Below are 18,912 nucleotides of genomic sequence, written 5' to 3'. Positions count from 1 at the left end.
AGTCATGGAACGAGATCGTACGATCACGCGCGATACGGGAGGCGCCTCCCCGGCGCTCTCCGTCATTATCGTCACCTATAACAGCGCGCAAGCGCTGCCGCCGTTGCTCGATTCGATCCCGGCGGGTCTTGCCGGCATCGATCGCTTCGAGGTCCTGATCGTCGATAACGAATCCAAGGATGGATCGGCGGAGCTGGCCGAGGCGCATCCGGTTTCGCCGACCGTGATCCGCATGGGCTACAATGCAGGCTATGCCGCCGCCATCAACGCGGCAGCAGCACGGGCGCATCCGGGATCGCACCTGCTCATCCTCAATCCGGATTTGCGCCTCTATCCCGACGCAGCGCGGCCGCTGGTGGAGCGCGCAGAAAAGACTTCGACCGGCGTCGTCGTGCCGCTCAACTACACCGAAGAGGGGCGGGTCGATCCGACGCTCCGGCGCGAACCGTCGATCATGACGGCCTGGGCCGATGCCCTGCTCGGAGGTACACTCGCCATGCGCGTTGGTCTCGGAGAAGTCATCGGCGGCACGGCGCGCTACGGCCGCAGCGGCACCGTGGAATGGGCAACGGGATCGGCGCTGCTGGTATCCTCGCGGGTACGGGAGCTGATCGGCGCGTGGGACGAATCCTTCTTCCTCTACAGCGAGGAAGTCGATTATCTCCGGCGCGTCCGCGAGGCCGGGTTCGAGGTGGTGTTCGAGCCGCGCTCGCAGGTCATGCATGAAAGCGGCGGCAGCGGCCGCAATGCGCGCCTCTTCGCCCTGATGACCGCCAATCGCATCCGCTACTACGGCCGCCACCACAATGCCCTGCAGACATCGATCTTCAGGCTGGGCATCGCGCTCGGCCAGGCAATCCGCTGCTGGCGAGGAGCGGCGCACCGGGCGGCGCTGTCGAGCGCGCTAATGCCGCTGAAGTCGCCGACCGAATTCATGGCGATCCGCCGGAGTTGAGAATGGCAAGGACGGCGCTCCGGATCATCAACTTCCACGGCATCGGCGAGCCTGAACGGCCACTGGAACCGGGCGAAGCACCCTATTGGCTGAGCACCGCGCGGTTCAACGACATGCTTGATCGCATCGCCCATCATCCCGAGCGCGACGCCCTGGCGATCACCTTCGACGACAGCAACACATCCGATCTCACGATCGCAGCACCTGCCCTCGCCAAGCGTGGCCTGACGGCGCAGTTCTTCGTGCTGACCGGCCGGATCGGCGAGCCGGGGTCGCTCGGTAAGGCTGATATCAATGCGCTTGTTGACATGGGCATGCCGATCGGCAGCCACGGCATCGCCCACCGCGACTGGTCGAGCCTTGCCCCGGCCGAACTCGACGAGGAATTGAAGACGTCGAAGAGCGTGCTGGAAGATGCGTGCGGTTTCGAGATCACGGACGCGTCCATCCCCTTCGGCCGATACAATGCCGCAGTTCTATCGCGGCTGCGGAGCGCGGGATACAAATCCGCCTATTCCAGCGACAAAGGGAGCGCCGATTCCGCTGCGTTCCTTCAGGCCCGAACCTCGGTTCGATCCGACACGACGGATGATGCGCTGAGCGACGCGCTATCGGGAGACATGCCCGCGATGAGCCGACTGCGGAGAGCGGCCCGCATGCAGCTGAAGCAATGGGTCTGACTCTCTAGCGCGGCCCCCAGCAGTCAGGATTGCGCCGAGGCCCGCACCGCCGCTTCGGCTCCCATCACGCCATTGAGGTTGGCGGCACCCTCGGCTCTTACCCGTGGCAAGCTCGCCGGATATTCCCGCTGCACGAAGTCGATGATCTTCTCGCGCATCTCGCAGCGCAGGTCGAAGGTCTTCGGTGCATTGGAGGCTGAGACGAGGATGCGGATTTCCATGACGTTTTCTCGGAAATCGGTGACCTGCACGGCGACCACGCGCTTGTCCCAGAGCTTGGAGGCGGCGGCTATTTCCTCGACTTTCGTGCGGATGACGGAGACGGGCACAGAATAGTCGAGATAGATCATGACGGTCCCGATCAGCGCCGAACTCTCCCGCGTCCAGTTCTGGAACGGGTTCTCGATGAAATAGCTGAGCGGCAGGATCAGCCTTCGCCAATCCCAGAGCTTGACCACCACGTAGGTCGACGTGATCTCCTCCACATTGCCCCACTCGCCCTCGACGATCAGCGCATCGTCGATGCGGATCGGCTGGGTGATCGCAAGCTGTATGCCGGCGAAGACATTCTTCAGCACCGGCTGCAAGGCAAGGCCGAGCACGATGCCGGCAACGCCCGCCGAGGCGAGCAGGCTCACGCCATATTGCTGCACGGCCGGAAAGGTCATCAGCCCCGCCGCGATCGTGATGGCAACGATCATGAAGGCGGCGATGCGCTCGCCGATGCGCGATTGCGTGACGTGCGTGCGGGCGAGCAGATTGTCTTCGGCGTCGAGCTTGAAGCGGCGCAGATAGACCGTCATCCAGATGTGCAACGTGGTCTTGCTGATCCAGCCGACGACAGCGATGAAGCCAAGCAGCAGAATGTGGCGGATGAGCTCGGCCTGCGGCGTCGTCAGCGGCGCGATGGTGGCGCCGAGCGAGAGCGTCAGGGTGAGGATGCTCAGCCGAAGCGGCCGGCGACCGCGCGACACCAGCGACCGCCAGAATAGATCCCGCGTTTCGACCACGCGGCTCAGAAAGCGAAAAGCGAGGCGATGGATCATCAGGCCTACGGCCAGCGCGGCGACCAGCACGCCAATGCTGACCAGCCAAGCAGGCAACCATGCGGTCGCCTCCTGAAAGTCGAGAATGAAGCGTTCCATACGACATCAGCTAGAGTGCAATGCAGCATGGGAAAGACCGGTGGCGAAAATCAGGCTTTTCGTGACCGGCCGTGCTTGCCGGAAACATCGCGCCCCAAGCGGACGCGCCCTGGCCTCAACGTTAAGTCAGAGCCAGCGAAACCGCGCCCTGCCGCGTCGATCGATGCGGTGAAGCGCGATCGGCGTGGATCTGCCGCTGATCGTATCTAGCAGGCGGATGCTCTGTTTTCCGGCAACGAGCGCGAGGAATCGCGGGCATCCGCGGATCGTTCCGCCGTTGTCGTTCTCGGTAAAGATGCAGGGCACGGAAAGAGCCGTCCCATACACGTTCATTCGTCCACTCTTTGGCATGCGCAAATCCTATCGCTTTGCGTCGCCGTGTAGTGGAGCCGTGATTCCTTCATATGACAATTGCGTGATAATTTTGGACATGTGTGAAATTGCCGGCGCCGCGCATTTTCGCGGTCGCTGATAGTGCCCGCGCGAAGGCGTAGGACGACACCAGCTGCGGGCAAGGCCCGCCACTTATCTTCTTCGCGGCAGCGGGCACGGCCCCTGTTTGGGGAGAGACCACCTGCAATTTCAGGTTCAGACAAGCCACACAACCTACCTTCGGCTCTTAGCTGCGCGGGCTTGGGTGACCGTTTCCTCATTCAGACCTTGGGCCGGAAGCCGCCTGCCGTTCGCTATCGGGGTTTCGACCTGGCTTTTTATTGACGCCATTTGAACATTTGGGATTGATGAGCATGACGACGGTTGCATCCACGCTGACGATAACGCAGATCAGATCCCTTTCGTCCGCGGCGGTCGCAGCATGGACAACCGACGACATCGCGTCGCTGTCCACCGCCCAGGTCAAGGCTCTATCGTCCTCTCAGATCGCAGCGCTCGATGTCGAGGACGTCGAGGCGATGAACTCGCAGCAACTCAGCGCGATTGCCAAGACCTCCATCGTCGGCTTCAGCTTCGATCAGCTGCACGCGCTCAACAAATATGCCATCGAGAGCCTCACATCCGTCCAGGTCTCGGCCCTCACCACGTCGCAGCTGGGCGCCTTGACGACCGAGCAATCGGAAGCGCTGACCCCGAACCAGATCAAGGCGCTTTCCACCGCACAGCTCGCGGCACTCAGCCCCGAGGACATCGCAACCTTCTCGACCGCCGATATCGCCGCCATCACCAAGGCCATTCAGGGTCTCGGTACGGCGGCACTCGCGGCCCTGTCTCCCGATCAGATCGCGGCCTTGAACACAAGCGCCGTCGCGTCGCTCACGAGCAGCCAGGTCGGTGCATTGAGCGCCGATCAGGTCGAAGCGTTTTCGCCGTCGCAGATGGCGGCGATGACCTCCTCGCAGCTGGCAGCACTCGGGCCTGATGACATCGCCATGCTGTCGCTCGAAGACATTGCGGCGATCAACACCAAGGCCATGAAGCGCCTGAACCTGTCTGCCCTGTCGCCCGACCAGATCGCGGCGATGACGACGGCCCAGGCGAACACGCTGACGACGGCGCAGCTCGCCTCGCTCGATGTCGGACAGATCGAAGCGCTCTCGCCGGGCCATATCGCCGCGCTCAGCTCCAGCGCGTTGGCGAGCCTCACAGCCGGACAGATCGAGGCGCTCAGCCCCGAGCAAATCGAAGCCTTCACGCCGCAGCAGGTGAAGGCACTCAGCTCCGACCAATTTGCCGTCCTCAACCCCGATGGCATTGCGGCGTTCTCGGTCGCCGATATCGCAGCCATCAGCAGCAGGGCAATCGCCGGCATCAGCCCCGATTCCATCGCGGCGCTGTCGACCGCGCAGATCGCCGCCCTCGGCACCGGTTCGATTGCCAGCCTGACGACCGGGCAGCTCGGGGCTTTGAACGACGAACAATTCCGGGCGCTGTCCTCGGTACAGGTAAAGGCGCTGAGCTCCGGGCAGCTCGCAGCGCTCGACGCCGCCGATATCGAAGCCTTCTCGACAGCCGCCATCGCCGCGATTTCCAGCCGCGCCATGTCGGGCCTGAGCACGGATGCGATCGGCGCGCTGTCGTCGGCCCAGATCGCCGCCATGTCCACCAGCCTGATCGCAAATCTCACCGGCAGCCAGCTTGAAGCCTTGAGCGCCGACCAGATCGCGTCATTCTCGACCAGCCAGATCACCTCGCTCGGCGCACAGATCGCTGGCTTCAGCACCGGGCAGCTGGAAGGTCTCTCGACCGGCAAGATCGCGGCGCTGAGCACGGCCGCAATCGCCAGCCTGACGACCGACCAGATCGACGCGCTGAGCGTGGAGCAGGCCGAGGCCCTGACGCCCGCGCAGGTCAAGGCACTAAGCGCGGCGCAGATCGCGGCCTTCGGTGCCGACGATATCGCAGCCTTCTCGACAGCCGATATCGCCGCGATAACCAGCAAGGGCTTTACCGGGCTCAGCATGGATTCGCTCTCCACCGCGCAGATCGCGGCGCTGTCCACCGCCCAGATCGCGAATCTCGGAACGGACCAGCTGGCCGCCCTGACCACCGACCAGACCGAAGCGCTGTCGCCGACACAGGTGAAGGCGCTGAGTTCGGTTCAGCTCGCCGTGTTCGACGCAGAGCACCTCGCGACCTTCTCCACCGACGATATCGCCGCGATTACCAGCAGAGCCGTTGCCGGCCTGACCACCGATATCATCTCGACCTTCTCCACCGCCCAGATCGCGGCGTTGAACTCGACGACGATCCCGCGGCTTACAAGCATGCAGATCGCAGCACTTAGCACCGATCAGGTCGAGGCGCTGACGTCGGCACAGGTCGCGTCGCTGACCTCCGTACAGCTCGCCGCGATCGATGCCGATCATATGGCGACCTTCTCGACGGCCGATATCGCCGCGATCACCAGCAAAGCGATCCCCGGTCTCAGCACCGATATCATCGCAACCTTTTCCACCGGCCAGATTGCCTCGCTGACGACGGCGCAGGTGAGCGCACTGAAGACGACGCAGCTCGCGGTTTTGAGCACCAGCCAGGTCGAGGCATTCACTCCGGCGCAGGTGGCATGGCTGAGTTCGCTGCAGCTCTCGGCGCTCGGCGAAGACGGGATCGCAACCTTCTCGACGGCCGATATCGCGGCGCTCTCCAGCAAGGCGGTCCCCGGCCTCAACGTGTCCAGCCTGTCACCGGGCCAGATCGGAGCCTTCACGACCGCCCAGATCAGCGTGCTGAAGACGCTACAGATCTCCACGCTCGGCACAGACCAGATCGCGGCCCTCTCCGCCGCCCAGATCGCCGCCTTGAGCACCACGTCGATCGCCAGCCTGACGACCGACCAGATCAACGCCCTTAGCTCGGCGCAGGTCGAGGCTCTCTTGCCGCTCCAGGTGATGTCACTGACTTCGCTGCAGCTTGGCGCGCTGGACGCCAGCGATATCGCGACCTTCTCGACTGCCGATATCGCCGCGATCACCAACAAGGCCCTCCCGGGCCTCAGCACGGATGTACTCGCAACGCTTTCCACCGCCCAGATCGCGGCCATGAGCACGAGCGCGGTCGCAAGCCTGACGAGCGACCAGATCGGCGCTCTCAGCACAGCGCAGGTCGAAGCGCTATCGCCGGCGCAGGTGAAGGTTATGAGCTCGGCGCAGATGGCGGCGCTCGGCGCAGATGACATCGCGACCTTCTCAACCGCCGATATCGCCGCTATCACCAACAAGGCCATCTCGGGCCTCAGCGGCGACGCTATCGAAGGACTGACGAACGATCAGATCGCAGCGCTCAACACCAGCGCCATCGCCAGCCTCACCAGCCTGCAGATCGGCGCGATGAGCACATCGCAGATCGAGACGCTGTCGCCCGTGCAGGTGGCGGCGCTGACGTCCCTTCAGTTCTCCGCGCTTTCTGCCGAGGACATCGCGACCTTCTCGACCGCTGATATCGCGGCAATCACCAACAAGGGCCTGCCCGGACTCGGCACCGATGCGGTTGCGGGCCTGACCACCGCGCAGATCGCCTTGCTGAGCACGAGTGCTTTGGCCAGTCTCACGAGTGGGCAGGTCGCAGCACTCGGAACGGACCAGATCGCTAAGCTTTCGACCGCACAGGTGAAGGCGCTGACATCGGCGCAGGTCGCGGCACTCGGCGACAACGTCGCCATTCTCTCGACCGGCCAGATCGCCGTCCTGACGCCATCGGGCATTACGGGCCTGACATCCGATCAGATCGACGCGCTGAGCAGCGCGCAGCTTGGCGCGCTTAGCACCAGTCAGATCGCCGCGATGACCACCAAGCAGGTGGCGGGGCTCAGCACGGGCGACATGGCCGGACTGACCACACAGCAGCTGGCCGCCATGAGCTCGTCCGGCGTCTCCGGCCTGTCGACCAGCCAGGTCGCGGCCCTCAGCAACACACAAATCCTGGCGCTGTCGACCAAGCAGATGGCGGCACTCAGCTCCTCTCAGATCGGCGCGCTGCGCACGGACGACATCGCGGCACTCTCGACAGCGCAGATCGCTGCTCTCTCGGTTGCCGGCATCACCGGACTGACCTCGCAGCAGCTGGCGGCACTTTCGACCGCGCAGGCGGAGGCGCTCACCAGCAACCAGGTCGGAACGCTGAATTCCAGCCAGCTATCGGTCCTCGGACCGGATGATGTCGTGACCTTCTCCACCAAGGATATCGCCGCGATCACATCAAGCGCGCTCGGCGGAATGTCGACGGACACGATCCGGGCCCTGACGACGGCCCAGATCGCCGCGCTGAGCAAAAATGCGATTGCAGGCCTCACCACCCAGCAGCTTGCGGCGCTCAGCACCGCCCAGGCGGAAGCGCTCACCAGCAGCCAGATCAGCGGTCTGAGCTCCTCGCAGCTCGCCGCCCTCACCGCCGATGACATCGCGACCTTCTCAACCAAGGATATGGCCGCCATCGGCTCCGGCGCCATCGCCGGCCTGTCGACCGGCACGATCGCAGCACTTTCCGCCAGCCAGATCGCCGCGCTGAACACAGCGGCCATCACGGGAATGACGACCGGCCAGATCGCAGCACTGCGCACCGATCAGGTGGAGGCGTTGACGTCAGCGCAGATCGGAGCGCTGAGCTCAAAGCAGACCGCGGCTCTCAGCACCGACGATATCGCTATCCTGTCGGCGAAGAACATTGCCGCGATCAACTCCGGCGCCATCGCCGGCCTGTCGGCAGCCGCCCTCGCGACGCTGACGACAAGCCAGATCGCGGCACTCAGCACCGCTGGCATCGCCGGCCTGACCGTCGATCTCATCAGCGCGCTCAGCAGCGACCAGATCGGAGCGCTGACCACGAGCCAGATCGCAGCCTTGAGCTCGCGGCAGATCGGAGCGCTTGGCACCGACGACCTCGCATCGCTGACGACCGCCCAGGTCGCGGCATTGAGCACGGCCGGCTTGCCCGGTCTCAGCAGCGACCAGATCGCGGCATTGAGCACCGATCAGACTGAGGCCCTGACCAGCCTGCAGGTCGGCGCCTTGAACTCAAGGCAGATTGCAGCCCTGGGCACGGACGATCTCTCGCACTTTTCCACCGCCGATATCGCCGCCATCGGCTCGGGCGCCATCCTTGGCCTTTCGACTGGCGCGATCAGCGCGCTGTCGACGGCTCAGATCGTCGCCGTGAGCTCGGCCGGAATTTCGGGTCTGTCCAGCGGCCAGATGGCCGCGCTCGGCTCCAACCAGGTGGAGGTGCTCACGACCGCGCAGATCGGCGCTCTCAGCTCCAAGCAGGTCGGGGCGCTTGCCACCGACCGTATCGCGGCGCTTTCGATCGACCAGATCGCGGCCTTGGGCACGGCAGGGATCGCGGGCCTGACCAGCGATCAGATCGGCGCGCTCAGCGTGCGCCAGGTCGAGGCGTTCACCAGCGTTCAGGTGGGCGCGCTGAACTCGAAGCAGATCGCCGCACTTGGAACGGATGATCTCGACAGTTTCAGCACCGCCGATATGGCCGCGATCACCTCCAGCGCGATCGCAGGGATTTCGACATCGGCGATCGCCTCGCTCTCGGGCGACCAGATCTCTGCCCTCAGCCCCACTGGCATTGCCGGCCTCACCAGCGACCAGATCGGAGCGCTGCGCACCAACCAGGTGGAAGCACTGACGACCGCTCAGGTTGGTGCGCTGACCTCCAAGCAGATCGCGGCGCTGAACACGGCCGACATCGGCGCGTTTTCGCCGGAACAGATCGCGGCACTGAGCACGGCTGGCATAGCAGGGCTTTCGACCGGCCAGCTCGTCGCACTGCACAGCGACCAGATGGAGGCGCTGACCAGCATACAGATCGGCGCGCTCTCCTCACGACAGGTCGCGGTTCTGACGCCTGGCAATCTTGACGGCTTCACAACGGCCGAGATCGCGGCGATCAGTTCGTCGGCAATTTCCGGACTGTCGACCGCAGCCCTTGCCTCGCTCTCGCCAAGCCAAATCGCGGCGTTGAGCACCGCAGGCATTGCCGGCCTCAGCACGGACCAGATCGCGGCTCTCAGCGTCGACCAGGCCGAAGCGCTGACCAGCACGCAGATCGGCGTGCTGAGCTCCAAGCAGATCGCCGCACTCGGCACGGATGACCTCGACAGCTTCACCACCGCCGAAATCGCGGCGATCAGCTCGGCCGCCATCTCCGGATTGTCGCCGACGACGATCGCCTCGCTATCGGCCGAACAGATCGGCGCGCTGAGCACGGCGGGTATTGCCGGTCTCTCCACCGCCCAGATCGCGGCCCTGAGCACAAGCCAGGTCGAGATGCTGTCGACAGGCCAGATCGGCGCGCTGGGCTCGGCCCAGGTCGCGGCGCTCAGCACCGGCGATATCGCCGTGCTCTCGGTCGAGCAGGTGGCGGCGCTGAGCGCGCAGGGGATCGCCGGTCTCGGCAGCGCCCAGGCTGGCGCGCTGAATATCGATCAGATGGAAAGACTGTCGACAAGCCAGATCGCGGCGCTCGGTTCGGATGCGCTGAAGGGACTGACCTCGTCGAGCCTCGACGCGCTGACGCCCGCCAAGCTCGCGGCGATCAGCTCCGGCGCCATGAAGGGGCTGTCGACGGGCTTCATCGCGTCACTCTCCACCGAGGAGATCGCGGCTTTCGGCAGCTCCGGGGTTTCCGGCCTGACCAGCGATCAGATCCACGCACTGAGCACGGATCAGTTCAGCACCTTCTCCACCAACCAGATCGCGGCTCTGAGCTCGACCGGGCTTGCCGGCTTGACGACCGACCAGCTGCAGACGCTGTCGACCGAAGAGTTCGCGGCGATTACGCCGACCTCGATCAAGGGACTGACGACAGCGCTGTTCTCAACCCTGCCGTCGAACGACATCGCTGCGCTGACAACGGGTCAGGTGGCGGCGCTCAGCTACAGCCAGGTCGTGGCCATGAGCTCGGCGCAGATCGGAATGCTGTCGACCACCCAGATCGGTGCGCTCAATGTGGTTCAGGCCGCGGCCCTTGGTCCGGATGATCTCGCAGGTTTCTCGCCCGAGAGCATCATCGCACTCAGCTCCAGCGCGGTTTCGGGCCTGAGCACGAGAGCGCTCAGCGCGCTGACGGTGAGCCAGGCCGAAGCCTTTACGCCGGCGCAGATCAACGCGATGACCTCAGCCCAGGTGCAGGCGCTGACCAACGGCCCGCTCTCTGGCGCAAGCGCCGCCGCTGCGACCACGACGACGGCCACCACGCCGCCGGAGACAGCGACCTCGGCCGCAACGGCATCGGACACGAGTGAGCAGGCGCAGGTTGCGTCGGTGATCATGTCCTATCTGGAATAGGGTCGGCACGGCTCGAATGCGACTGCAGGCGCGGCGTTACTCGATGCTGCGCCGCCTGATTTCTTACCGGAGCACCGCCACCGAGTAGGCGGCAGCGCTGTGGATCAGCCGCGATACCGCAATGCGTCCACGAGGACAGCAAAGGCGGCGGATGGTTGGCGGCGGCTCGGGTAATAGAGATGATAGCCGGCAAATGGCGGGCACCAGTCCTCCAGCACGCGCACAAGCCTGCCGTCAGCGAGATGCTCGGCCACCATATCCTCCATCACGAAGCAAAGGCCGAAGCCGGCGACAGCCGCACGAACGATCATGCGGACATTGTTGAAGGTAAGCTGGCCATCGACGCGAACCCTGACCTCGCGCCCGTCCTTTTCCAGCTCCCATGTATAAAGCCCTCCCGCGCTTAACAGGCGCAGATTTATACAGGTGTGGTCGGCAAGATCCTGCGGCAGGACCGGCTTGGTCTTGCCTTCGAAATAGGCTGGTGACGCAACCACGGCCATGCGCAAGGCGGGACCGATGCGCGTCGCGATCATGTCCTTCGCCAGCGCTTCTCCCAGCCGGACGCCCGCGTCGAACCGTTCGGTGACGATATCGATCAGGCCGGAATCAATGCTGAGCTCGACGTGAATGTCGGGATAATCGACGAGCATTCGTTCGAGCGTCGGCCAGAGCACGGTGTTGGCCGCATGCTCGGAGGTCGTGATGCGGATCGTTCCGGCCGGCCTTTCGCGCAGTTCGCTCAGCGAACCGAGCTCCGTGGCAATGCTATCCAGCGCGGGCCGCAACGTACCAAGCAGGCGCTCGCCTGCTTCCGTCGGCGCAAGGCTCCGTGTCGTGCGCGTGAGAAGCCGGACGCCTAACCTTGTCTCCAAACGCCTGATCGTGTGGCTGAGCGCCGATTGCGAGGTACCAAGCTTGGCTGCGGCGCGCGTAAAGCTTTGCTCTTCCGCCACCATCAGGAAAGCATTCAGATCGACCAACTCTTCGCGCTGCATTCATGAACCCCGGACATAACTCCACCGACGTATAGCGCCGATCTCGCCGATTGTCTCGCTCGCTGAAAAGCAACCGGATAGCAGGGGAAGAACGAAGCGCTGGGTGGTATTTCGCTTGACGAGAAATTCGATGCTCCGCACGATCCAGCACAGAGCCGCCGGCGACCGTTGGGACATGACCGGAATTGATCGATGCGTTATTTTAGAGTTCATATTTACCGAGCCGTTTCATGCCCGGCTTGCCGCCAAGAGAACCACCTAGGCAATGTAGATGACCGAAGATCCTGATGTCGTAGTCGTTGGCGCCGGCGCCGCTGGCACAGGCGCTGCCCGCGGTCTCGTCGAAGCCGGGTTGAAGGTCCTGGTTCTGGAAGCCCTACCCCGGACCGGTGGCCGCGCCTTTACACAACAAGCGGCAGGCAGTGTCGTCGATCTCGGCTGCGGCTGGCTGCACTCCGCCGACAGAAATCCCTGGGTCGGCTTGGCTGGCGAGATCGGCTTTGATGTCGATCGCGGACCGTCCGCCTGGGGCGATCAGTTCCGTGATCTGGGTTTTACCCAATCCGAACGAGATGATGCGTATCTGGCGTTTGAACGTTGGACCGAGCGTGTTGCGACCAATCCTCCTCGCTCCGACGTCGCCGCCGACGCGATCGATCCGGCGGACGGGTGGACAAGTTATCTGCAAGCGCTGAGCGGCTACATCAGCGGAGACGAACTCGCGCGCATTTCCTGCAAGGACTACGCCGCCTACGACGAGGCCTCGACCGATCTCAACTGGCGTGTGCCCGCGGGCTACGGCACGCTTGTCAGCGCCGCAATGCCTGGTGAGGCGATCGTCAGTCTGTCCACGCCCGTTGAGGCCATCACGCTTGACGGGCGGCGCATCGAGGTCAAGACAGCTTCAGGGACAGTGCGCGCCAAAGCGGTGATCGTCACGACATCCACCAACGTATTGGCAGGAGATTCAATCCGCTGGCCATCCGCCTTGGACCCCTGGCGGCAGGCGGCGCAGCGTCTGCCTCTCGGCTGGAACGAGAAACTGTTTTTCGAAATCACGGGATCGGCGCCCTTCGAGGATGAGACCCACCTCATCGGCGATCCCCGGGATGCATCGACCGGCAGCTACTATATTCGGCCGTTCGGCCAGCCCGTGATCGAGTGCTACCTGGGCGGTGCGGGCGCGCGCCTCGTGGCAGCAGAAGGCCATGAGGCTGTATTCGCCCGCGCGACGGATCAGCTCGTGCGTCTCTTCGGCGGCGACATCAGGCGTAATCTTCGTCCGCTCATAGCGTCGGATTGGGCAAGAACGGCTTCGATCGGAGGTGCGTATAGCCACGCCCTGCCCGGCCAGGCCGACGCCCGTATCGCGCTTGCCAAACCCTTCGACGAGCGCGTTTTTTTCGCAGGCGAGGCCACCCACACGACCGATTTCTCGACCGCACACGGTGCGCTTCAAAGCGGGCAACGCGCGGCGCGCGAAGTCATCGCAGCGCTTACTGCCATCCACTCGTAGCGTTACGGGCCTACTCGATACCAACGGGCGCGGCATCGTTTGCCCGCATGCAGGTGGCCGACATCGGAGACGTGCCGATCGACACCCTGACACACGGGCGAGCAGCGAGAATTCGCGGGAAGCACGGCGATTCACCGGTTTGAAACCTGTTCGTGCGACAAGGACGGTTCAAGGGCAACGCCCTGAAGGCCAAGCCGTGTTGCACTGAGGTACGGAAAAATGAGACCGTTCGCCGTTCTTTCCGCGAGAGTTGTTCTTGCTGCCGCTCTCTTCAGCGCCGGCGCTCCGCTGGTTGCCAACGGCACCGAGGAATGGATCGGATCATCCCGCCAATGGTCGATCGGCTATGTCCATAATGGCGGCGAGCCCTATTGCGCGCTGGTTTGGGACAGCATGACGGGAAAGACCGTCGAATTCCGCGAAAGCCTCAAGGATGCCTCCTGGATCATCAAGAACGATGCATGGTCGCTCCCGGAGCACCTCTCCACACAAGTTTCGGTAACAGGCAAGAGCAACAGCATGGAGGTGCCCGCCATCGGCGCCGACAGCAAGAGCCTGCGTGTCTGGAGCCTGCCTGGGAATTCTAACGCGGGCGGTGTTCAGGGTATCATTCGCGCCGCACTCAGCGGAATGGCTGACATCAACGTCTCGTTCCAGGGCAATGAGCCCGACTGGGTCATTCCGACATCGCGAATCTATCCCATGCATGCCACCTATGCCGGCTGCATCGAGCGGCTGTCGAACAAGAAACCGGTGAAGATCGAAAGCGCCACGACGAACCCGTTCTGAAACTTTGAGCGCCGGAATCCGGAATGCTTTTCCAGCGCAGAATCCGAGCCCGCGACACCCTCGCCGCTCGTTATTCATCCGTCTAAAATAGCACTTGCCACCATGCAGCCGCTGGCGATATATCCAGCGCAGGGTTGGAGACGTTAAGGTGCTGTCTCCCTCCGTCGGTGCCTGACGCGTGAATCTTCGAACCACGTAGGACGAGCCTGATGGACTTTTGCAGATTTCCCGGATTGACGCCGAACGCGCCGCTTTTCGTAGATCATGGTTCGCCTGCCTGCATGCGCTCGAAACTGCCACTTTTCGCCTGCTGTCGTTAAGACAGCTAACCGAACGGCGGACGAGCGCGGCGAGCATTTCGCGTTGCAGGCTTTCCATTTTCGTTTGCCGGATATGCAATGAGGCTATTCAATGGATAAATCACCGAACCCACCGGCGCTGTTAGGTCGCCTGTGGCTGGTATTGCTCGGCGTGATCGTCACGCTCGCCGGGCTGTTTTTCGCGATCGGCGGCGGCAAGCTCGTCTCGCTGGGCGGCAGCTGGTACTTCCTGCTCGCCGGCATCGGACTGGTCATCGCAGGCCTGCTCATCATCCGGCGCAAGCCGCTGGGCGCCCTGCTCTTCGGGCTCATCTTCGTGCTCTCGGCCATCTGGGCGATCTGGGACGCCGGCTTTGAGTTCTGGCCGCTGATCTCGCGACTGCTGGCGATTGCCGTCGGCTCCATCGTCGTTGCGCTCTCCTTCCCGCTGCTGCGTCGCTCGGCTGGCCGCACGCCCGCTTACGGCGCTTCGTTCGGCCTTGCTCTGATCCTCGCGATCGGCACCGGCGCAGCCTTCTACGGCATGTTCATCCCGCATCCGCCGGTCGTGGCCAGCGGCGCCGGCCCGGCCCGCACGCCGGTCGATCCAGCCCGCGAGCAGAAGAACTGGGAAGCCTACGGTAACACCTCGGGCGGCAGCCGCTTCGCCGCACTCGACCAGATCAACGTCGACAACGTCAACGATCTGAAGGTTGCGTGGGAATACCACACCGGCGACACGCCGATCAGCCCCGGCGCCAACGGCGCGGAAGACCAGGAAACCCCGCTGCAGGTCGGCGACCGCGTGTTCGTGTGCACCCCGCACAACAACGTCATCTCGATCGACGCCGATACCGGCAAGGAAATCTGGAAGGCCGAGATCAACGCCAAGTCGTCCGTCTGGATGCGTTGCCGCGGCCTCGCTTACTTCGATGCGACGCGCGCGCTCGAACAGCCTTCGGCACCGAACTCCACGCCGGTTACCGCGGTTAACGTCGCACCCGGCGCGCTTTGCGAACGCCGCATCCTGATGAACACGATCACCGCCGAGCTGATCGCGCTCGACGCCGACACCGGCGCATTCTGCCCTGACTTCGGCACCAACGGCCGCGTCGACCTCAAGGTCGGCATGGGCCAGGCGGCTGATCCGAGCTACGTGCTCACCTCGGCGCCGACGCTTGCCGGCACCACCGTCGTTGTCGGCGGCCGCGTTGCAGATAACGTCAGCACCGACATGCCTGGCGGCGTCATGCGCGGCTTCGATGTCGTGACCGGCCAGCTGCGTTGGGCATTCGACCCGGGCAACCCGAACATCACGCTCCTGCCGCCTCCGGGCGAAAGCTACACGCGTTCGACCCCGAACGTCTGGGCGTCGATGTCCTATGATCCGGCTTCCAACACCGTCTTCATGCCTGTTGGCAGCCCGTCGGTCGACCTTTACGGCGCGACCCGCACCGACCTCGACCACAAGTACGGCGCCTCTATGCTGGCGCTGGACGCCACCACCGGCCGTGAGAAGTGGGTCTACCAGACCGTTCACAACGATCTGTGGGACTTCGACGTTCCGATGCAGCCTTCGTTCATCGACTTCCCGAAGGCCGATGGCACGACGGTTCCGGCTCTGGTGTTCGGCACCAAGGCGGGCCAGCTCTACGTGCTCGACCGCGCAACCGGTCAGCCGCTGACCAAGGTCGACGATGTCCCGGTGAAGCCGGGCAACATCCCGAACGAGCCGTACTCGCCCACGCAGAAGCTCTCTGTCGGCATGCCGCAGATCGGTGCCAAGACGCTGACCGAAAGCGACATGTGGGGTGCGACGCCGTTCGACCAGCTGCTGTGCCGCATCGCCTTCAAGGGCATGCGCTACGATGGCGTCTACACGGTTCCGGGCACCGACCTCGCGCTCAACTTCCCGGGCTCGCTGGGTGGCATGAACTGGGGCGGCCTTTCGACCGACCCGAATTCCAACTACATCTTCGTCAACGACATGCGCCTCGGCCTGTGGATACAGATGAAGGAAGCCGCACCGACCAAGGCCGTCAACAGCGGTGGTGAGTCCGTCAACACCGGCATGGGCCTCGTGCCGATGAAGGGGACGCCTTACGCGGTCGACAAGAACCGCTTCCTGTCGGCGCTCGGCATTCCCTGCCAGGCTCCGCCGTTCGGCAGCCTGACGGCGATCGACATGAAGACGCAAAAGATTGCCTGGCAGGTTCCTGTCGGCACCGTCGAAGATACCGGCCCGCTCGGTATCAAGATGGGTCTGCCGATCCCGATCGGCATGCCGACGCTCGGCGGCACGCTCGCCACCCAGGGCGGCCTGATCTTCATCGCCGGTACGCAGGACTTCTACCTGCGCGCCTTCAGCACGGCGACCGGCAAGGAAGTCTGGAAAGCCCGTCTGCCCGTCGGCAGCCAGGGCGGCCCGATGACCTACAAGTCGCCGAAGACAGGCAAGCAGTACGTCATCATCTCGGCCGGCGGCGCACGCCAGTCGGATATCCGTGGCGACTACGTCATCGCCTACGCTCTGCCGAACTAAACGTCAGCGCAAAGCAACAGAAAGGGGCCGTTCAGCGGCCCCTTTTTTGTGCATGAACGAGATTTGTCACATATCGTGCAAAAAAGAGTGAAAACCTATCTGCGCCCTTGGCGATCTGCCACGTCGGCTGCATAATGTGAGTCTGACGAGTATCGCGGCTATCGGCTACAGACTGTCCCGAACTTCGTAAGCGCATTGTAATAAAATAGTCTGACGCGTTCTATCTCGCGAGCCGACACGTAGCGATCCCGTCCTCATTCAACCGGCCGCGGGAGAGCAAAGATGCAGAAGAGCGAAAGCGACGTATTCGATCTGTTTTCGGAGATCTATACGAACGCCGCGCAAGAAGAGCTAAGTCTCCAGGAATACCTCCTGGCCTGCCGTGATGACAAACGACTATATGCCACCGCGCAGGAACGCATGGTGGAAGCCATTGGCGAACCTAAACTAATCGACACCAGCGCCGATGAGCGATTAGGCCGCATATTCTCCAACCGCACCGTCAAGATTTATCCCGCCTTCGCCGATTTCTATGGAATGGAAGACACGATCGAGCGGATCGTCGGCTATTTCAGATATGCCGCGCAAGGTCTCGAAGAGCGCAAGCAGATCCTCTATCTCCTCGGTCCCGTAGGCGGCGGCAAGTCGTCTCTCGCCGAACGGCTGAAGAAGCTGATGGAGCGCTTCCCGATCTACACGCTGGCGATCGACGGACAGGTGAGCCCGGTCTTCGAATCACCACTCGGTCTCTTCCAGCCCGAGCGCATGTCCGATCTCCTGGAAGACAAATATGGAATTGCCAGACGCCGTCTCACCGGGCTGATTTCTCCCTGGGCCACCAAGCGGCTCGACGAGATCGGCGGCGATATCTCGCGCTTCAGCGTCGTCAAGCTGATGCCATCCAGGCTTCGCCAGATCGCCATCGCCAAGACCGAACCGGGTGACGAAAACAATCAGGACGTCTCGGCGCTGGTCGGCAAGGTCGATATCCGCCAGCTGGAGAACTACAGCCAGGCCGACCCCGATGCCTATTCCTACAGCGGCGGCCTCAACCGCACGACGCAGGGGTTGCTCGAATTCGTCGAAATGTTCAAGGCGCCAATCAAGGTACTGCACCCGCTGCTGACGGCAACGCAGGAGGGCAGCTATAACGGCACCGAGAACTTCGGCGCCTTCCCCTATCAGGGCATTGTCGTCGCCCACTCCAACGAATCCGAGTGGCAGCAGTTCAAGAACAACCGCAACAACGAGGCCTTCCTCGACCGTATCCTCGTGGTGAAGGTGCCCTATTGCCTGCGCGTGACCGAGGAACGGCAGATCTATGAGAAGCTGCTGCGCGAAAGCGAACTCGCCAAGAGCGCCTGCGCGCCGGAGGTTCTCGAAAATCTGAGCCGCTTTACGGTGGCGACACGCCTGATCCGGCATGAGAACTCGCCGCTCTACACCAAAATGCGCGTCTACGACGGCGAGAACCTGAAGGACACCGATCCCAAGGCGAAGTCCGTACAGGAATATCGCGATGTCGCCGGCGTCGACGAGGGCATGAACGGCATCAGCACCCGTTTCGCCTTCAAGGTACTCTCGGAGACCTTCAACTATGACACCAAGGAAGTCGCCGCCGATCCCGTGCACCTGATGTATATCCTCGAGCAGGCAATCAAGCGCGAGCAGTTTCCGAAGGAAATGGAGGCCAGTTACCTCGACTTCATCAAATCGGAGATCGCCACCCGCTATGCCGAGTTCATCGGTCACGAGATCCAGAAGGCCTATCTGGAATCCTACAGCGAATATGGCCAAAACCTCTTCGACCGCTACATATCCTATGCGGATGCCTGGCTGGAGGACCAGGATTTCAAGGATGCCGATACCGGCCAGATTCTGAACCGCGAAATCCTGGACAGCGAGCTGTCGCAGATCGAAAAGCCTGCCGGCATCGCCAATCCCAAGGATTTCCGCAACGAAGTGGTGAAGTTCACGCTGCGGGCAAGGGCGCGCAATGGCGGCCGCAATCCGGCATGGACGAGCTACGAGAAACTGCGCGAGGTGATCGAAAAGCGGATGTTCGGTCAGGTCGAGGATCTGCTGCCCGTCATCAGCTTCGGTTCCAAGAAGGACAGCTCGACCGAGAAGCAGCATGACGAATTCGTTCAGCGTATGATCGAGCGTGGCTATACCGCGCGCCAGGTCCGCCGACTGGTCGATTGGTACATGCGGGTGAACAAGGCCGGTTGACGATGCCA

Annotated in this window: 10 protein-coding genes; 7 read left to right on the top strand and 3 right to left on the bottom strand. The window is 63.2% G+C overall.

The genetic code is table 11. The features are described 5' to 3' along the window. Positions 1-4: 4 nt before the first annotated feature. Together ACODTZ_RS00810 and ACODTZ_RS00805 are read left to right on the top strand one after the other, a co-directional pair. Positions 5-955 (top strand): glycosyltransferase, encoded by a 951-nt coding sequence (locus tag ACODTZ_RS00810; RefSeq protein WP_489023060.1) that lies wholly within the window; start codon positions 5-7, stop codon positions 953-955. Between the two features lie 2 nt (positions 956-957). Continuing rightward, a complete protein-coding gene (locus ACODTZ_RS00805) occupies positions 958-1,635 on the top strand; it encodes a polysaccharide deacetylase family protein (RefSeq protein WP_489023058.1) in 678 nt (225 codons plus the stop codon). Between the two features lie 23 nt (positions 1,636-1,658). On the opposite strand, the gene ACODTZ_RS00800 is transcribed toward ACODTZ_RS00805, so the two are convergent. Together ACODTZ_RS00800 and ACODTZ_RS00795 are read right to left on the bottom strand one after the other, a co-directional pair. Beyond that, the gene (locus ACODTZ_RS00800) at positions 1,659-2,780 is read right to left on the bottom strand and encodes a mechanosensitive ion channel family protein (protein WP_489023056.1); all 1,122 of its coding nucleotides are present in this window, start codon (positions 2,778-2,780) and stop codon (positions 1,659-1,661) included. Between the two features lie 126 nt (positions 2,781-2,906). Next, positions 2,907-3,113: a hypothetical protein gene (locus ACODTZ_RS00795; protein WP_018896661.1), complete on the bottom strand. Its 207-nt coding sequence runs from the start codon at positions 3,111-3,113 to the stop codon at positions 2,907-2,909. Positions 3,114-3,526: 413 nt separating this feature from the next. Between ACODTZ_RS00795 and ACODTZ_RS00790 the strand changes: the two genes are divergently transcribed. Next, entirely contained in the window at positions 3,527-10,528 is a 7,002-nt protein-coding gene (locus ACODTZ_RS00790; RefSeq protein WP_489023054.1) for a beta strand repeat-containing protein, read from the top strand. Positions 10,529-10,632: 104 nt separating this feature from the next. On the opposite strand, the gene ACODTZ_RS00785 is transcribed toward ACODTZ_RS00790, so the two are convergent. Then, complete coding sequence (locus tag ACODTZ_RS00785; RefSeq protein WP_112435352.1) at positions 10,633-11,526, bottom strand: LysR family transcriptional regulator; 894 nt, start codon at positions 11,524-11,526, stop codon at positions 10,633-10,635. A gap of 271 nt (positions 11,527-11,797) precedes the next feature. Here ACODTZ_RS00785 and ACODTZ_RS00780 point away from each other — a divergent pair, with 271 nt between their 5' ends. The 4 genes from ACODTZ_RS00780 (at position 11,798) to ACODTZ_RS00765 (ending at position 18,904) form a co-directional block, all read left to right on the top strand. Beyond that, positions 11,798-13,042: a flavin monoamine oxidase family protein gene (locus ACODTZ_RS00780; RefSeq protein ID WP_489023051.1), complete on the top strand. Its 1,245-nt coding sequence runs from the start codon at positions 11,798-11,800 to the stop codon at positions 13,040-13,042. 219 nt (positions 13,043-13,261) lie between these two features. Then, a complete protein-coding gene (locus ACODTZ_RS00775; RefSeq protein WP_489023050.1) occupies positions 13,262-13,831 on the top strand; it encodes a hypothetical protein in 570 nt (189 codons plus the stop codon). Positions 13,832-14,242: 411 nt separating this feature from the next. Continuing rightward, entirely contained in the window at positions 14,243-16,672 is a 2,430-nt protein-coding gene (locus ACODTZ_RS00770; RefSeq protein WP_489023049.1) for a glucose/quinate/shikimate family membrane-bound PQQ-dependent dehydrogenase, read from the top strand. Positions 16,673-16,954: 282 nt separating this feature from the next. Continuing rightward, positions 16,955-18,904: a PrkA family serine protein kinase gene (locus ACODTZ_RS00765; RefSeq protein WP_018896655.1), complete on the top strand. Its 1,950-nt coding sequence runs from the start codon at positions 16,955-16,957 to the stop codon at positions 18,902-18,904. Positions 18,905-18,912: the final 8 nt, after the last annotated feature.

The sequence above is a fragment of the Rhizobium sp. FG113 genome (assembly GCF_057809895.1).
This window is presented reverse-complemented; position numbering and strand designations above follow the sequence as displayed.